This window comes from Natrinema versiforme, assembly GCF_005576615.1.
Classification (GTDB): Archaea; Halobacteriota; Halobacteria; order Halobacteriales; family Natrialbaceae; genus Natrinema; species Natrinema versiforme_A.
The window spans coordinates 476,610-492,102 of record NZ_CP040331.1 but is presented as its reverse complement, the minus strand read 5'-3'; the positions used below and the strand labels follow the sequence as shown (position 1 = coordinate 492,102).

Genomic DNA, 15,493 nt, shown 5'->3' with positions numbered 1-15,493 from the left:
TCCCGACAGGCCGAATCATCTACTTGGGGGTGGAAGCGGGCTGTCGATGACATCCATCCGATCTGGGGCATCGGACCCACCACAACCCGAGTCGATCCAACGTCAGAGGCACGGTCATCGTCACGTACCCACCAGAGGTCCACACGGTGCTTTTTACATACTGTTCTTTAAATACGAAGCCGCGGCCAACGCTGGCGATGCTTACCGATCGACAGGAGGACCTCCTCGTCGCAGTCGCACTGACCGAGTTCTCAGTCCACTACGAAGACGCCAATCCCGAACTCGCCGAATGGGCGTGGCAGCAGGCTGCCGATCGCCTTGTTGATCACGATGTCGGCCCGCCGAGGCCGTCGGCGCACTCGAGATTGGATCCTAAGAGTGCGGTAAATGAACAGTCGTAATAGACATATATACTGAATAACGATTAGCTGAGAAATGGGCGAGTCAAAGATTGAACAAACAGGACGGTCACCTGGGGTGTTCGCGTGCTGAGTGTGATGGTACCCTCATTTACCATGAGTACAGGAGCGCTGTTAGCGATGCTTGGACTCGGGGTATTTGCGGCTCTAATTCTCTCTGTGATGTCTTATACAGCACAGAGGTTCACTGAGTATTACGTCTGCGAAGAGTGTGGAGACGATGTCTCCGAATTTGAGGCAACGAATAATCCAGACCCAGAGGGTGGGGGTGAGGTCTGGTACTGCACAGACTGCTCAGCGAAAATTGATACCTAACCGCAATCCGTTCGCTTTGGGGATCACACCCGCTCGGCGCCTGATTGTCTCGAGAAGACCTCAAAAGGCCGCCCGGATGGGCCAAGGGGGATGGCCGCCGGGCGGATACGGGACATGGTTGGGGTTCGGGTGCTGATGCCGTGTCGCGTGGTGGGGAACGCGACAGTGAATATGTTCGCCTTGGCCTATATCAACGCCGCCCCGATTCCGAGTGAGCAAGAATCGTCCCACTGGCCATGTAGAAATTCCGCCAGCGACCGACGAATAGACAGCGAAGCGATCAACTATTTTGCCCGGTAACAGCGCTGTTCCCCCACTACGTGGCCAATAGAATTAATTGGTTAGAGTATTGAGGTTCTGATAGCGAGAGATAGGGACCTGGTCGTCGATTCACCAGATCCGCTCCGAGACATCGCTCTCGCTATACTGAGGTCGGCTCACCGAACATCAAGTGGTCCCGATATCAGACCAATCACCACCTACCAGACACACTACCAAGGGAGGAAGGTTCCAACGTCGGCCTCTGGCCGGCGCTTCTCAAAGTGCCTATCGGATACGGAACAGTGGCCACGAGATTGATAAAGAGATAGTAACTGCGTTGATCTGGCGAGGAAATCGGTTGTTGCCAAACACCTGTCTGACATCACCCTTGCCCTCCAGTTTCTACTCACTGGGTCCTGAGTTTTATCAAGGAAGCCACGGCCAACGCCGGCGATGCTTACCGATCGACAGGAGAACCTCCTAGTCGCCGTCGCACTGGCCGAGTTCAGCGTCTACTACGAGCGAGCCGATTCCGAATCTCACGACGAGCGTGGCAGCTCGCAGCGAACTACCTCGTTGATTACGACGCTGAGCCGCTCGAGGCTGCCGACACACTCGAGGGAGCGCTCGAGCGACTCCGTTACAGTAGCTAGTAGCACGCTTTCTTTATTCAGAAGATCGCTCGAAAATCGCGTTACGTACAGGAGAAACGGATATCGTTCAGTACGACAAAATATTTACCTATACGGGCAGGACATCGCTTCATGTGTTCATTAATTTTCTATGACATACCTAGCGTTATAATCGCACTACTTGGTGTCCCACTCTTGCTAATTGGGGGATGGTTAGGAATAGATACTATCGCAAGAATGCATAGGCTGAGATCTAATACAACCCAGACTGGCGGGGAGGGCATGGCTATAATAATTGTTTTGTGTAGTGTATTCGCTGGATTGGCCGCCATTCTGTTCGGTATTTGGTGCGTGAAGGAAAATAAATTCAAACACCCGATGGCAGTATACTCTGGCCTCCTTACCGTTGGGTTCCTCAAATTGATCGAGATAGTAGAGTTCATCGAGACATTGAGATACGATGCTATTGTACAGCTGTTAACACTCTCCATAGCAGTACTGGTTTGGTGTCTTCTCTGGGGTATTGAACTGCGCTGGGAGATGAGTTTTTCTCAGCAGATGGACCAATGATGGACTAAAACGATGAACTCCGTCTGCTACATTCGTCTACAGAGTTACCGAATCACCCAACTCATCTTCAACCGGACTTCTGAATAAAGAAATCACGCTACCAACTACTGGTTGCAAGCGTCCCTCTGGTTTGCTGTATCTGGCTCAGGTATCAATTTCGAGTAAGTCGTCTCGCCGATTGCGGAGCGTGTTCGGTGATGTGCCTGCGATATCGGCGATCTGCTGTTGCGAGAGACACAAGCCGACGCCCTGGGCAGCGAGATAGAGACAGCCCGCTGCGACGCCACTCGGCCGGTAGCCGATCGTCAGTCCGCGTTCGCGTGCCTGCTGTGCGAGCTCGAGTGCTCGTCGACGCACGTGGTCCGGAACCTCGAGTTCTGTCGCAAGCCTCGGAATCCGATCCGTTGCTGCAATCGGCTGTGCCGGTAACTCGAGTTCGACGTTCATCGCGTTGTAGGCAGTGGTGAGTCTCTGCTGATCACAGCGTGCACAGGCTGTGACTTCGGCCCGTGATCGTCCGAGTCCGTTACACCGAACTGTTGCGTAGACACTGGCTGCGGCTACCGCCTCGAGCGATCGTCCGCGACAGAGCTGTTCGGACTGTGCTGTTCGGAACAGCGAACACGCCTGATCCCGGATACTCTGTGGGAGGCCGAGACTCGCGACGATCCGCCGGATTTCACTGAGACCGTAGGCGAGGTTCCGTTCGGCTTTCGACTGCCACCGAGCACGGGACTGTTCGCGACGGAGTCGGTTCAGGTGTCGACGCTTCGTACTCGAGAGGGTGTTTCCATTTCCGTCTCGCTTGTATCCAATCTCAGTGGAGAGGCCGCGATCGTGACGTGTCGGTGTCAACGGGGCGCCAGTCCGTCTCTTGGATCCCTGCTCGTCATATCGACCCCAGTCTGGTCCTCGGTCTAGGTGGGTGTCCTCGAGGATAAGGTCACAGTCCTCGCAGATCGTCTCACGATCAGTAGTTCGAACGCTGCCGCCACAGTCCGGGCAGTCAGTTGCAGTCGTTTGGACGTCTTGGTCGAACGCAGTCGTGTAGATGTCTCTTGTTACCATCGATAACTCCGAAGAGGACAACTGTCAGCCCCTTCGCCGTTTCTGGGGCAATAAACACAACTCTAACACCGGTCAGGATCGGTGTTTCTCGAGACACCGGACTCTTTGCGCGACACTTACTCAGATCCCGCAGCCAGCGCTGAGAGGAAGCTCTCATTCAGTCTCAGTGTCGATCGGTACTGCCTCGACGGTCACCGCTCGTGTCGACAACTCATAGCAATCTCCCAGCGCTGCTCGAGCGTGAGGTCGTTGCGCTCGAGGACTTGGCGGGAAGCCTGAACGAATTTCGGAACGTCGTCGCAGGCACTCACCACTGCTTTTGTCTTGTTGCAGTCGTAGAAGTCAGCTGCTCGTTCGATCGCATCTCGTCGGTATGCGTAGTCGCCGTCGGTCCTAATTCGCATACTCGTACACACGACCCCCGAAATCCTAGTTTTCGGCTCACTGAACGGCCCATTTCGGCCCAAAATAGGCGGAACGTGTTAGCTATCCAGAGAAGAATGGCGGCGAAAGCAATGGATTGACTCGAGATATGCACACGACGAGTTGCGGCTCGTGTGCATATTCGGGAAACGGATTCTGTCGACGTACAGCCCACAGGAGGGGGAGAGGATCAGCAGTAGTGAGTAAGCTTATACGACCGTATTTCAAGTCACCTAATAATGTCACTGGAGAATATTAGATGGAACCGTCTAGCTGTTATCTTGGGAGGACTGTGTTCATTTTTATTGGGGGTTTCTCTTCTTAGCGCGTATATATTAGAGCCAGAGATACCGCGTTTACTGTATATGTCTGCTCTCTTGATTCTGACTGGTATTGTACCGGTTGGGATTCTTGTGGCAACCATAGTACGGGGGATCCTTGTGCACTCTATAGATATCTTCCACAGGATTATTGATATTTTGTCCGATTATCGAATTCGTTCTATTAATTTTTGCAAATCAAATGTATCTGTAGTAGTTTTTGTCATGCTGTTCTTGTCATTAGTGTTAATTATATACACATACAAGGAAATGCCAAGCAGTTTTTCCAGTGGACTAATTGTAATCGTACCGGCAACAGTATACTACATATACACAGAATTTCTGGATCAACCCTCTGTTCTTATAACGTCAGAGGTAAATTCCACAGTTATACCTGTCACTGTTCCACTTCATAAGGAAGAATTAAAAGATTTTTTCAATAGAGGTTCTATTCGAGCAGGCCCTGATGCGGCTGGAAAATTTAACCCGGATAACTTCACTTTTGAAATTGAAGAAGGCGTAGAACTACAGCTAATCAAGAGAGGACCAATTCTCCGGCCCGTAGTGTTTCAGACTGTAGAATTAGAAAATGTCGGATCAGCAACCGCAGAGGATGCGATGATCGAATTTCGAGTTCTAGATATACCAATCGATAATAATACGTTCTACGGTAGATGGGTCACTCCAGATTCTCCACAACATTATGACCTTCTACCAGGACAATCCCATGAAGTATCATTCTCCAAAACGTACATAACTACACGTTTTTTCGCTGGCATGGGAATAGTGAATACATACCAGTATCCCTATGATAATATAGAAAGAGACCATTTCGCCTATCATCCCTCTATATCACCTGAGAAGGGACCAAGTGGCGCATTAGAATATTTGCCAATTTTCGATAGTGGAGACATTGATCCTCGGTTTTTCGTTCCGAAAGAAGAAGCAGAGAAAAACGACGTTATTGTAGAAACAGAGCAATGGAATGGGCGAGAAATAATATGGAATGACAAAAAGAATGACCGAGAATATGAAGTAGAGGCACGAGTACTGGCGGACAATTATCGATCTCCTTGGTGTGAAATAGAAACTATCTCTATACCGACTGGACCGATACTTGATGGTCTAACCAATGATAACTGGCATGAGGTATGGGAGAAGCCAATATACAAAGAACTACCTCCAGATATACAGGATTCAATACGTGAGTGGCAGCGTGACGGAATGGCCATAAATAGATATGCGAAAATATGATGAATATGGCATATATCCCCAATATATAACCTCTATCTTATAGCTGCCAAAATTTTGCCCTTCTTGTAAGAGAAATATCGTCTCCGTCTCGCTAATGCGGAGCAGTGCAGTGTATTTTGATGATGTGGCCAGGGCTCGTCCCCGGCCACCCCGCAGCGCGCGCCGATCGGGGACAGATTCGGGGCTATCACATGCTGAAAGCGACGAAATAAGGGGATTAGAATAGCGTTGCCACTGGCCGATCGACCGGTACAGCCAGTGCCAAGCCGCGCTCTTGCCGCGTTCACCGAGGTCGATCTGAGCCGAGCGGAACCGTGCCGGGTCCTTTCCGGCGTCCGTCCACAGCCGATAGGCCTCTTTCAACCGAGCCTCCACGTTCTCGACGCCCTGCAGTCGGAGTGTGACACGAGCCTCCTGTCGGTCGTCAACGTCGATGCCATGTTTTGCACACCACGCTACCAGCGCGCTCGTCGTCTCCTCGATCCCGCGCTCGGCAGCCTCGATTGCCTTCGCTCCGGCCTCGACGGCGCGGTGAGTCGCATCACGTGCCTGCTGAACGGCGTCGTGGACCATCTCGGCGACGTGGTTCGATCGAAGCGAGACCGAGCCGTATTCGGACTCGACCAACTCGGGAATCCGTTTCAGCTCCCGTCTCACGCTATCGACGTGGCGGCCGTGTTCCTCAGCGATATTCTGGGGAGACACCTGTCCTCCATCGGTGACTAACGTCTCGAGGGCTTCCCATTCGACGGGCGAAAGCCCATCCGAGAGGTGTTTCACGACGACGCTTTCCTGAGTCTCGCGTATCCGGGTAAGGTCCAGCGAGACGATGTTCACTTCCTGCTCTTCGGTCGGATTAAAGTAGGCATCGGGAACGAACGGCCCATGCCCATCGCCACGATCGTCGTCCGCGGGTGAACCGGAAGGCCAGCGTCGGCCATCACCGAACATACGGTCTCGTCCAGCTGGGCGATTAGGTCCTCGAGGAGCAGGGATACGCTATCGCGGAGACCGGCCGCCGTGGCATCGAGCACCAGTACTGGCAACACCAGATTAAGCAGTATTACGAATCTGATGATTTTGACGTGGAGACCGAGCATTCGGTGGGGCAAGAGTCGATCGACGTGTACGCGGAGCGCGGGGATGAAGCGGTCGCGATCGAGGTCGCACGGAGTGCTTGGCACGAGGTGGAAAACGTGAGGAAATGTCTGGATTACGGTGTGGACCAAGTGCGGGTCGCGTACCTGGAAGACAGTGTCAAGTATCAGGTGCGTGAGCAGGTCATGGAGGCGTTCGATGGTGTGCCGGATCGGGTGGAGTTCGTCCCGGTATCGGAGTTCACGTAGAACGAGATATTGAGGCGGTATGGCCACGATGGCGTTGTTGAAACCCGCAAGCGTCCATAGAGAGTCGAGAAACGCATGTGGTCGCGACTGCTGCGGATTTTGAGGCGATAAAACAACGCATTGATACCGCGATCTTTGCTGCTCTGTCACGAACTGCAGTAAATGCTCTACTTCATGTATTAGAACAAGACCTGAATCTCTGAGGGCACTTCTCCATAGATTTCTGTGAGCTGATTCTGTAGAGCTTCTCTCGCATTCGTTTCAAACTCGGATTCACTCGCGACGTCATCCATCTGGCGAACCGCATTCTTGACCCAAGGGTCATCGGTATCTAGTTCAGAATTATTGTGTATGTGGAAGAGCATATTTACATAGAACTCGAGTGTTTTCTGAATCGAGACTTCCTTATGTCCAAACCGTTCTCCAATCCGGTCTTCGATTGCACGTAGAATACCGTACTCATCGGCAACTTGTGAATCAGTAGCGAAGTGATATACTGTTTTATAGAATCCTTCCATCACTATATCGTCGACACTTTCGTTGGCGTCTGATTCGAACTGATCATCAAATATAGACTCAAAGAGTACGAACCATGGACCATACTGTTCCGCACTCACATCTTCGCTGATATTACCCAGCGTGTGGCTGAGAACGTTCGTATACAATACCACACGGTCGAACTCAGGCGTGTCTGCTTCCATTTGATCCGCAATTTCGCCCATCATTTCCAGGAGGTATTGAATAGAACTCTCAGCGTCCACCGGGAGATCAAAAGTTAGCTCTGATATGATATAGTTGGCCATCCACTGACTGAGAAGATTCACAACTCTGCTCTGGACATCAACTCGATCCTGAACAGTTCCCTCCGTGAGATCTGTAGTTGTGAATTTAGCGCGGAAGCTTTCATGCATATAGATGAAGTCTCCATCGGCACTGTCAGTCGGGACCGGAACGCCGGCATAAACAAGCTCGTTTAGAACATCCATTCTGATACCTCTGTCATCGGCAAGGGCGAAGAGCGGTTCAGACAGATCGATTATTTCCAACGCTCTCTGTTGTCGGAATTCGGATTCAGCAGCTCGCCAGGCGGTTCCCATGTTCCTAGCTACTGTCTGTAGTGCCGTAGGGTGATACTCATTGATATTTTTGAGAAGGGTCTCTCGCCGGGGAGTGGACTCCGTGACGACCGAGTCGAACCAAAACTCTTGGAATATGATGTCGATATATACATCGGGCGTGAGTTTCCAATAATCGTATTCGCTGTGCTGCACCACGTAACCGCTCATCTCAATCCGGACGAACTTCTCTAATGACCCGCGGGCGCGGTCGGGAATATCCGCAATATCAAAAAGAGTTGGCAGATCTGGCGCGTGGCGTACGCTCGCTAATGAGAGAAGCAGCATTTCGATGGTAATCCTGTCAACAGGGGCATCTCCACTCAACTGGTCGATCGCCCTCCTCAGCCTCCCGGTCAGAATATCTCGTTGAGACAGTCCGGACAGATCCTGTCCTTGCCGACATAGTATCGCCGCCTCTACGGCGACAAGCGGATTACCTTCGGCCTGCTGAACTATGTCCTGTTGTTCTTCATCAGTTAATTCAAACAAGTTGATGATAGTTTGGACCTGATCATCTGGGAGGGGAGTGAGTCGGTATGGGTTCTCAACAGCCGTGTTCTCCACCATATCCTTGAACTGGGCGCGACTGTGTTCCTGGCCCCCTTCACCACTCTGGGTCCAAGTTGCCTCCAACTGTGGAAGATATTCGTCGGTTGTCTCTATAATGAGTGCGTCAAAATATGGTGCCAGGGTACTCCCGAAGAGCTGTCGTATCTCTGTGGCACTTTTTTCTTGAGGATCGTATTTGTAGAATATGGCGAGTTTCGACTCATCGGAAGTACGTTCACGAAGATTTTGCTCAATAAACGCAGGGTCAGCGTTGGGGTTGATTACTCCTGTTTCAAATCCGTTTTCGGCCAGTGATTCACCAACACTGTACAAAAACGAAGACTTGCCAATCCCACGAGGGCCGTGCACTACTAGGCATGACGATCCCTCAGTTGAAGCAGTCAGTGATTCAGTTACCTTCTCAACTTCAGAGGGCCGTAACGAGGATGACCCGATTGCATCCAGAACACGGTTTCTTTCTGCAGCAGGGATGTTGGCGTCTGAAAGCCTCTTACGCTGTGCACGCTTTTCACCCCTGACTAAGCCCCCCAGGTCGACTACCCCTGTACTCGTGAAGAACTCGACGTTCTCCTCAAGGGAATCTAGTCGTGACTCGAACTCTTCGAGTTCATCCATGTTCTGTTGTATGTCTGACCTTAACGAAGAAACGTCGGCGAGATCTTCTGCATCGAGTTTAGCCAGTTGGTCGAAAACATCGCTGGAGACCAGAGCGTGAACCCGTTCCAGCGTTCCAGGTGGGAGTTCTAACTCTTCTTCAATCACTTCCTGGGTATGGGGGAGCATATACTGACTCGTCAGCGGCTCAAGAAAGTTGCGTACTGCAGTCGGAGTGTCATCCTCCATCTTGCTTTTTTCCTTATGATAATACCATCCGATGAGTATGAGTGCGAGCCCAGCTTTAGTACTGAGTCCACCAAGCGAGATATTGATTGTATCCGAATTGAAGACCTTCCCGGCGACTTTCTCAGCAGACCCGAGAAGATTGGATATGATAGTATTCTCGCCTAGATTGATTCCTGTTCGCTTGATTATATTTGCGAACAGCGAAGGATCGGATTCGAATGAAAAACGAGATTCAGCGACTATGAATGGCAAATAGGAATCATAACTCGCCAGTGGGAAGGATTCGGTCTGAAATCCGGAATAGGTATAACGAAGTTTGTCCAATTTCTTCTGAATCTCCCGATTTGATATTGGTTCGTCCAGTAGTTCCGTGACCTTATCTTCGACAGATGTCTCACCCGTGTTGCAGAACTTCGACCGGCGATATCGAACGTATACCACTTCAAATAAATCCGGATCAAACACGTCCGAAAATTCGCTATTAGTCAACAACCAATTGAGACGCCTTGGACGCTCTATCAGGCATAATCCTTCTTGATGTCCGAGAAGAGTTGACCATTCCTCCTTGGAAGCCTCTGTGAAGTTCTGATACAGATTGTCTATGACCACAGGCTTATTTGATTGACTTATATCGGACCCGACGTCAGTAGTGAAATAATCGAATTCATCAGATTCTTTAAATGGCGTCGATTTACCGACCCTCGGACCCCCGATGACTAACACATTTGTCTGATTCACGCGGTCACGAATAAGCGGAAGAAGCTCTTCTTGTGTTACTGTATGGTCCGCTTCTTGCTCCATGCTATGACAGAGTAAAGACACCTATTGAAGATATATCTTAGTATAATACTGCTTCCAGATTACCGATTCACAACCCCCAGTTCCGGAGATTGATTAATAGGATAGTATGGTAGTCTGCCCAGTAGAAACACCACATTAATTGTATTTTCTGACATCTTGATGAATACACAGCGCGTAGCCATCAAAGTTTTAGCTGATACCTCGGTTGACGAGCTACTTACTGGCCAAGATTGCAGAAAGCTATACACGGAACCTTCCCCAATGGTCGAGATACAATGGTACGCCCCGACCCAGGGACGCTCCAAGACGCGGCCCGCCATGCCGAGGCCGTGGCTGATCACGGCATAGACACGAGCAATGCCAAGGCGCTTGCTAAGATGCGGAATGCCCTTATCAATCTGGAGAAAGTGGCTGAAGAAGCACGTAAGCAGGTGATTGAACCTGCGTTAGATGACGAGATGGACGTCGGAGACAGCGTGGCCGGCATACAGAGGTGGGAGGCCGAGCGGCCAACCGTGACGGACAATGCGGCCGCCCTGGAGATGCTTGAGGACGCCGGCGGGGATCCGGCGGAGGTAGTGAGGATTTACCCCAAGCAATTCGTCGACGCCGTCGATGGAACCGGCTTCGACCCATCGGTGGTCATCGATCACGAGGAGTACACATTTTACCGCCAGGACGGGTGAGTGAGCGAGCAGGCCAAGGAAATCCCGGAGTTACACGAGTCCGCGGGCGAGAGAACGGGAAAGCGAAGATCTCCCAAAGTGGGATGCTGACTTTTGATCTAACTTTTGCCAGCAATCGATTCCAGCAAAAAGGTCTATGGGAACGCCTAACTATTGGTTTTTCATCTTTGCTTACGTGAAACCAACAGCGACTCCTTGCTGTATGTACCCTCTGTATTCAGCACGTCGTTCTAACAACGGTTGAGGGTTACAACGGAGCCGCTGCGATCAATTGTTCTCATCGGCGAAAACGAAAAGCAGTGTGCTGGTGGTTCCGGTGGCCATGAAACGCGCTAAGGTTCAGCGAGAATCGTTCTCCAATCCTCTGCTATCGTTGTTCTGCTCGATTCTTATCGTTCTCCGGTTTCACGGCTTCAGAATCGTCTTTAGATGTGCTAATCGCCTCTCATAATTCTATCTGAGTCCAATAAGAAGGGGAGAGAAGGAAGAGAGGAAATGGAAGGGGAGAAGGGAATGAGAATGAACGAGAAATGAGAAGAGAAGGAGAGAGGGTGGTGTGTGCGGATCCGGTGAGGGCGGATCGGTGGCGCGGCGCAATTGATGTTGCTTGCTTGAGGGGTCGGCCGTCGAGTGTTGCCCGCTTGGTTTACCTCGAGGCAGTCGATCGATCACGGTTCCGGCCGGAGTGGGACAACAAGCAGGACCCGGCAACGCACGTGGACTGGTTCCAGCACAACCGGTTCGAGGGCTACGTCGTGAAACCGGAGGGTGAGGAGCCGATGGATCGGCCGGATGGTGCGGTCAAGAACCACCGCGTCCTCGAGGCGTAACCGCCCCTTCCCTTTCTTTCTCTTTTTACTGTTCCCGGTACGTGATTGTGCTGTCACCGCCGACCGTAATCAGGTAGTCGTGGTAGGTGAAGGTGAAGACCTGTGTATCGGCTGTTCTACGGCAGAGTGTTTGTTCAATACCTTCCAGATCGACCACCGGGTACAGCTGCGGCAACTGGTCTACCGGTCGGTTCGACAAGGCAGAGACAGTGGATGTGATTTCCAGGGTGAGGTCGTCCGGTCCGTCCGGATCGAAACTGGTTTCGTAGGGCATTGGCCCAGTCTCTACAGGTCTTCTATGGTCTGAGCCCGGTTAATGCTATCAGACGGTCGGTCTGCTGATAGTTATTTAAACGGTTCTCACCTAGATCGTTGGTAGCGATAGCAGAAGGGGACTACGTTGTCAGCTGCTGATGTCCGCTGTCTCTACCGGGTTGCTGTTCGGTGGCCTCTGGGCACTGCACTTCGTGGGTGTGACGGCGGCCGATTCCGCGGTGTTCTTGGAACGGTTCGCGACACCCGTTTTCCTCATCATGGTTATTGCGTGTGTGACGGTGTTGCTGTCCGAACTGGTGTCAGGCGGCGAGTTCGAGTGGATCGAGGCATGTGCGCCGTAGTCGTTTGTCACGATATCGTGATTATGTCCTTCCAGTATACATGTGAGTCCTGTAACAATTAACTTGCTCGGTCCCATTAGTTGCAGTATGACGGTAGAAGTTAACTGCCCTCATTGCCCAGAGGTGGTTGACGTCGCGATCCCGGATGGGTACTCCTATCAGTCGAGTACGGCAGAATATGGGGAGGGACCACGTAAAGACCGTAGTGGTGATCGTTACATAGAGAAGGGCTGTGAGTGCGGGGAATCGTTCTGGGTATTTTATCGATAAGGGATCTACTGGTTCTAGACAGATATTGGTAGGTTATTTGATAGAACTGTGGTCTGATGAGGATGAGCCTCCGTATCACACATTTGAACAGTGATGATTATTTTGACACGCCGTGTTGTACTGGTGTAATAGAAGGACGGTGAGTCCGACTCCTAGTCCGATTGGATTGCTCGTTGACGCGCTTGTACTTCTTGGGACGCTGATCACCCTTGTGGGGATGATTCAGTTTGTGAATCGGTTTTATATCACGCCGGTGTGTACTGAGATAGACGAATTGAATCCAACTGAGACTGAGCGGTTACTTGTGTCGACGCTTCTTGTGCTGACTACTGCCGGTGGCGGACTCTCCCTGCTTCTTGACGTGTACGGAGTTCTATTGCCGTTGATTGAATTGTCGATGGCAGCCGTTGGTGGTGGCTCAGTGTTACGAGGGCTTCTGGGGTTAGGGCTTTGGGCATTGGGAGTAGGTTCGACCGAGTAAGGTTAATTCACGAAACTGGTAAAAATGATAGCTCCCTATGAGGAGCTATGAGCTTCATTCGACGAGCAGCAGCTGCGGTGAAATACTCGTTCACGGAACCAGCGTACCAACAGCTGAAACATGCTGAACAGGATCTACGAGAAGATGGCGTGGTCTCAGTTCTGGCGGCCGTGAACATAGGACAGTGGCCGATCGAGTCCAAGGAGACGATTCAGTCCCGGATTATTGACGACCTAGATGAACTGGAGGAGTATCGGTCGGAGCTTCGGCAGCAGATGGCTGCATAAGGACCTAGGAAACGGTTAGCGATAGGGGTTCCACTCGTACCGGGTGTCGCCATCTTCCTCGATTTCATCGTAGTGGATGGACTTCGGGAAACCAGCCCGGTTCCACAGCCGGAACAAGGGCTTTCGCATTACCTGTGGGACGTCAGCGTCGTAACTGTCGATACGGACCTCACCGAAGGTGAACACGTCACTTCTGAACTTCCGATGCATATCCGGCGTCCACATCCGTTTAGGGACGCCCATCGTGTACTCCGCCGCATCCAGTAGGGTCACGTAGATGGTGAACGGTGGGCTGATACCGACCTCTCTGTACCAATCCAGTGCGTCCTCAAGGAACGTGTTCACTTTCTTGTCGATAGTAATTCTGAGTTCCTGTTCGTCGGGATCACGGATGAGGTAGGTGGTTATGGCCTCGGCCCACCCGTCCTCGTGGAAGCAGCTATAGTGGGTGAACGGTTGTTCGCCTTTCAGAGCGTCGTTGTTACCGGTGAGCACGCAGTCTCCGTACCAGTTCGGGTAGCCGCCCCGGGTGAGCCCTGGTGGTTCTGGCAGGTTCGTTCCGATACGGTCATGGTCGTTGCCAAACGTTTCGGCGGGGATGATGTGGACGGCGAGAATAGGCGGATCAGGTATCTGTTTCCGTGCATCGGTGTCGGTGATTGACCCGTAATACGCACTGCGATTCTGCAGTTCTTCGATTCGTTCTTCGTGGAACTCTTCTGCGTCAACGGCCGGATCGTGGAAGGCGTAGTTGGGATCAATGTTGAGATGATTTCGGATCAGGTCGTGGTTGTCGGGGTCTCCTCGCAGCTTGTTTCTGAGCCGTTGCAGGTCCAAAATCGTGGTCTGCCAGCCGTATTCGTCGTGGATGTCCTTTTCGAGCCGGTCCCGTTTGACGGTGGCCGGATTCTGGGTAGTCGCGAAGATGAAGAAGTCATAGTCCTCGTCGCGGTCAGCCGCCTTCTGAGCGTCGTCGTGGAGTTTGTCTTCCAGGTCCTGGCCGATGCTGCAGTGAAGGATGCCCTGTTCGCTGTCACGGTAAAGAAGGGCGTCTCGTTTGTTGTCGGGGCCGCGGGTGCCGGTGGGGTCAACGTCATACTCTTCTCGTTGGAGGAGATCGGAGACGAGTTGTTCGAGTTTGGCGCCGTCCCCAATCCCGAGGAGTACGGCTTCGAGCCGAGTATTCACCATTACATGGGAGTATGTATTCCAGTCGATATAATCCCCCTGTTCACCGCGTCACTGAGGGTTGGTAACGCCACAGTCAGGGCAGAACTCAAACCACTGTCCTGCTTCGTGGCTTCGGTGTTGGCACTGCCGTGGATCCGCCTTGAGCGAGAGGAGATCCCAGTCGGGATCAGGGTGTTCGCTGAAGAAGAGGTCGGTTCGTCCATAGCCGCGGAAATCAGTGAGTAGGTGGACCGGGCAGTGTTGGCAGGCGTGGAGTTCAACCTTGGTGTATCCATCATAGACCGATTCGGACGCTCCCCATTCGTGGAATCCTTTTGGGCCAGGGCACTGGTCAACTTCAGGTCTGTCCGCCAGTGCTTTTTCCAGCACTGCGTCCACATACCGTTGTTTCAGCGGTTCTTCGATACCGCCCATTGAGACTTCTTTGACCAGCGTGTTCTTCAATACTTTTAACGGCAGGTCAGGAGTCGTGATCTCCTCTGAGTCATAGACGTATTCACCTGCTTCTTCGTCATATCGTCGTCGTAGGGTACACGGTCGGCTGGTACAGATTTCGTAGTCTTCCTCGCAGGTGAGGACGTATCCGGGGACGGTTCCCCAGCTGTGTTCACCGGTGTAATTGTAGCTTTCACAATTCAAGAAATGTCGGGGGGAGCAGTTGCGGACGCTGTATCCGCTGGCGTCTTTCTCAGCGAATGCGTCGTTGATGACCGCGTAGTCTAACTGTTCCTCTCCGAAGTCCGCGGAGGAGAGCCAGACAACGGAGTATCCGATCGAGAGGTAGTCGTGGGTTGTTGTCCGCGTATCCTTATCGTGGTGATGGTGCTGTACTTCGACGACGAGGCCGTTCCCGAAGAACGGGTTTTCATCGGTGAACTCAACGAGTGCGTCAGCTCGCCGTGTCTTGTTGCCGCTTCCGCTTTCGGAGACATCAAGATCGACTTCTGCAGCACATCGTCTGGCCTGCGAGTCGAATTTTTCTTGGAGGGTTGCGACGGCGAGTGCAACGCATCGGGCGTGAGTGGATGATTCACCTGGTGAGGTGGAGGGACAGGTGTTTCCGGCAGTATCGTCCACGTGATAGAAATGACGGGCTCGTTTTTCTCCGCCGCGGGCGTACATCGTGTTGCCGCATTCGGGGCAGGTAACTGGTTCTTTGTTTGGGACTGTGGCGGGTACGACGGTTTTCCC

The 15,493-nt window shown here is 52.1% G+C and carries 15 protein-coding genes and 1 pseudogene; 9 read left to right on the top strand and 7 right to left on the bottom strand.

The window, feature by feature from the left end; genetic code table 11:
- Positions 1 to 497 precede the first annotated feature (497 nt).
- Positions 498 to 734 carry a hypothetical protein gene (locus tag FEJ81_RS21015; RefSeq protein WP_138247151.1) on the top strand — a complete coding sequence of 79 codons (237 nt, stop codon included), beginning with the start codon at positions 498 to 500 and terminating at the stop codon, positions 732 to 734.
- 1,025 nt (positions 735 to 1,759) lie between these two features.
- Positions 1,760 to 2,197, top strand: coding sequence for a hypothetical protein (locus tag FEJ81_RS21005; protein WP_138247150.1), 438 nt, complete (start codon positions 1,760 to 1,762; stop codon positions 2,195 to 2,197).
- A gap of 144 nt (positions 2,198 to 2,341) precedes the next feature.
- Here the strand turns inward: FEJ81_RS21005 and FEJ81_RS21000 are convergent, their stop codons facing one another.
- Both FEJ81_RS21000 and FEJ81_RS23960 read right to left on the bottom strand, forming a co-directional pair.
- Positions 2,342 to 3,265, bottom strand: a complete 924-nt coding sequence (locus FEJ81_RS21000; RefSeq protein WP_138247149.1) for a transcription initiation factor IIB — start codon at positions 3,263 to 3,265, stop codon at positions 2,342 to 2,344.
- A gap of 153 nt (positions 3,266 to 3,418) precedes the next feature.
- Positions 3,419 to 3,669 (bottom strand): annotated as a pseudogene (locus FEJ81_RS23960) (DUF7692 domain-containing protein).
- 258 nt (positions 3,670 to 3,927) lie between these two features.
- On the opposite strand from FEJ81_RS23960, the gene FEJ81_RS20990 reads away from it, so the two are divergent.
- A complete protein-coding gene (locus FEJ81_RS20990) occupies positions 3,928 to 5,262 on the top strand; it encodes a hypothetical protein (RefSeq protein ID WP_138247148.1) in 1,335 nt (444 codons plus the stop codon).
- Here FEJ81_RS20990 and FEJ81_RS20985 read toward each other — a convergent pair.
- Positions 5,206 to 6,213: a hypothetical protein gene (locus FEJ81_RS20985; protein ID WP_229504821.1), complete on the bottom strand. Its 1,008-nt coding sequence runs from the start codon at positions 6,211 to 6,213 to the stop codon at positions 5,206 to 5,208. The genes FEJ81_RS20990 and FEJ81_RS20985 overlap by 57 nt on opposite strands.
- Positions 6,214 to 6,347: 134 nt before the next feature.
- Between FEJ81_RS20985 and FEJ81_RS23505 the strand changes: the two genes are divergently transcribed.
- A complete protein-coding gene (locus tag FEJ81_RS23505; protein WP_175416524.1) occupies positions 6,348 to 6,608 on the top strand; it encodes a hypothetical protein in 261 nt (86 codons plus the stop codon).
- Between the two features lie 179 nt (positions 6,609 to 6,787).
- Here the strand turns inward: FEJ81_RS23505 and FEJ81_RS20980 are convergent, their stop codons facing one another.
- Complete coding sequence (locus FEJ81_RS20980) at positions 6,788 to 9,940, bottom strand: hypothetical protein (protein ID WP_138247147.1); 3,153 nt, start codon at positions 9,938 to 9,940, stop codon at positions 6,788 to 6,790.
- A gap of 275 nt (positions 9,941 to 10,215) precedes the next feature.
- On the opposite strand from FEJ81_RS20980, the gene FEJ81_RS20975 reads away from it, so the two are divergent.
- Both FEJ81_RS20975 and FEJ81_RS20970 read left to right on the top strand, forming a co-directional pair.
- Positions 10,216 to 10,626, top strand: coding sequence for a BAR domain-containing protein (locus FEJ81_RS20975; protein ID WP_138247146.1), 411 nt, complete (start codon positions 10,216 to 10,218; stop codon positions 10,624 to 10,626).
- A gap of 641 nt (positions 10,627 to 11,267) precedes the next feature.
- Complete coding sequence (locus FEJ81_RS20970; RefSeq protein ID WP_138247145.1) at positions 11,268 to 11,456, top strand: hypothetical protein; 189 nt, start codon at positions 11,268 to 11,270, stop codon at positions 11,454 to 11,456.
- 25 nt (positions 11,457 to 11,481) lie between these two features.
- Here the strand turns inward: FEJ81_RS20970 and FEJ81_RS20965 are convergent, their stop codons facing one another.
- The gene (locus tag FEJ81_RS20965) at positions 11,482 to 11,730 is read right to left on the bottom strand and encodes a HalOD1 output domain-containing protein (RefSeq protein WP_138247144.1); all 249 of its coding nucleotides are present in this window, start codon (positions 11,728 to 11,730) and stop codon (positions 11,482 to 11,484) included.
- 139 nt (positions 11,731 to 11,869) lie between these two features.
- Between FEJ81_RS20965 and FEJ81_RS20960 the strand changes: the two genes are divergently transcribed.
- From FEJ81_RS20960 to FEJ81_RS20955, 3 genes are all read left to right on the top strand, one after another.
- On the top strand, positions 11,870 to 12,073 hold the full coding sequence (locus tag FEJ81_RS20960) for a hypothetical protein (protein ID WP_138247143.1): 204 nt from the start codon (positions 11,870 to 11,872) through the stop codon (positions 12,071 to 12,073).
- Between the two features lie 87 nt (positions 12,074 to 12,160).
- Positions 12,161 to 12,343 carry a hypothetical protein gene (locus tag FEJ81_RS24570; RefSeq protein ID WP_463605665.1) on the top strand — a complete coding sequence of 61 codons (183 nt, stop codon included), beginning with the start codon at positions 12,161 to 12,163 and terminating at the stop codon, positions 12,341 to 12,343.
- A 528-nt stretch (positions 12,344 to 12,871) separates the two neighbouring features.
- Positions 12,872 to 13,111, top strand: a complete 240-nt coding sequence (locus FEJ81_RS20955; protein WP_138247142.1) for a hypothetical protein — start codon at positions 12,872 to 12,874, stop codon at positions 13,109 to 13,111.
- 15 nt (positions 13,112 to 13,126) lie between these two features.
- On the opposite strand, the gene FEJ81_RS20950 is transcribed toward FEJ81_RS20955, so the two are convergent.
- Entirely contained in the window at positions 13,127 to 14,302 is a 1,176-nt protein-coding gene (locus FEJ81_RS20950) for a hypothetical protein (protein WP_138247141.1), read from the bottom strand.
- A gap of 48 nt (positions 14,303 to 14,350) precedes the next feature.
- The gene (locus FEJ81_RS20945; protein WP_138247140.1) at positions 14,351 to 15,379 is read right to left on the bottom strand and encodes a hypothetical protein; all 1,029 of its coding nucleotides are present in this window, start codon (positions 15,377 to 15,379) and stop codon (positions 14,351 to 14,353) included.
- Positions 15,380 to 15,493 lie beyond the last annotated feature (114 nt).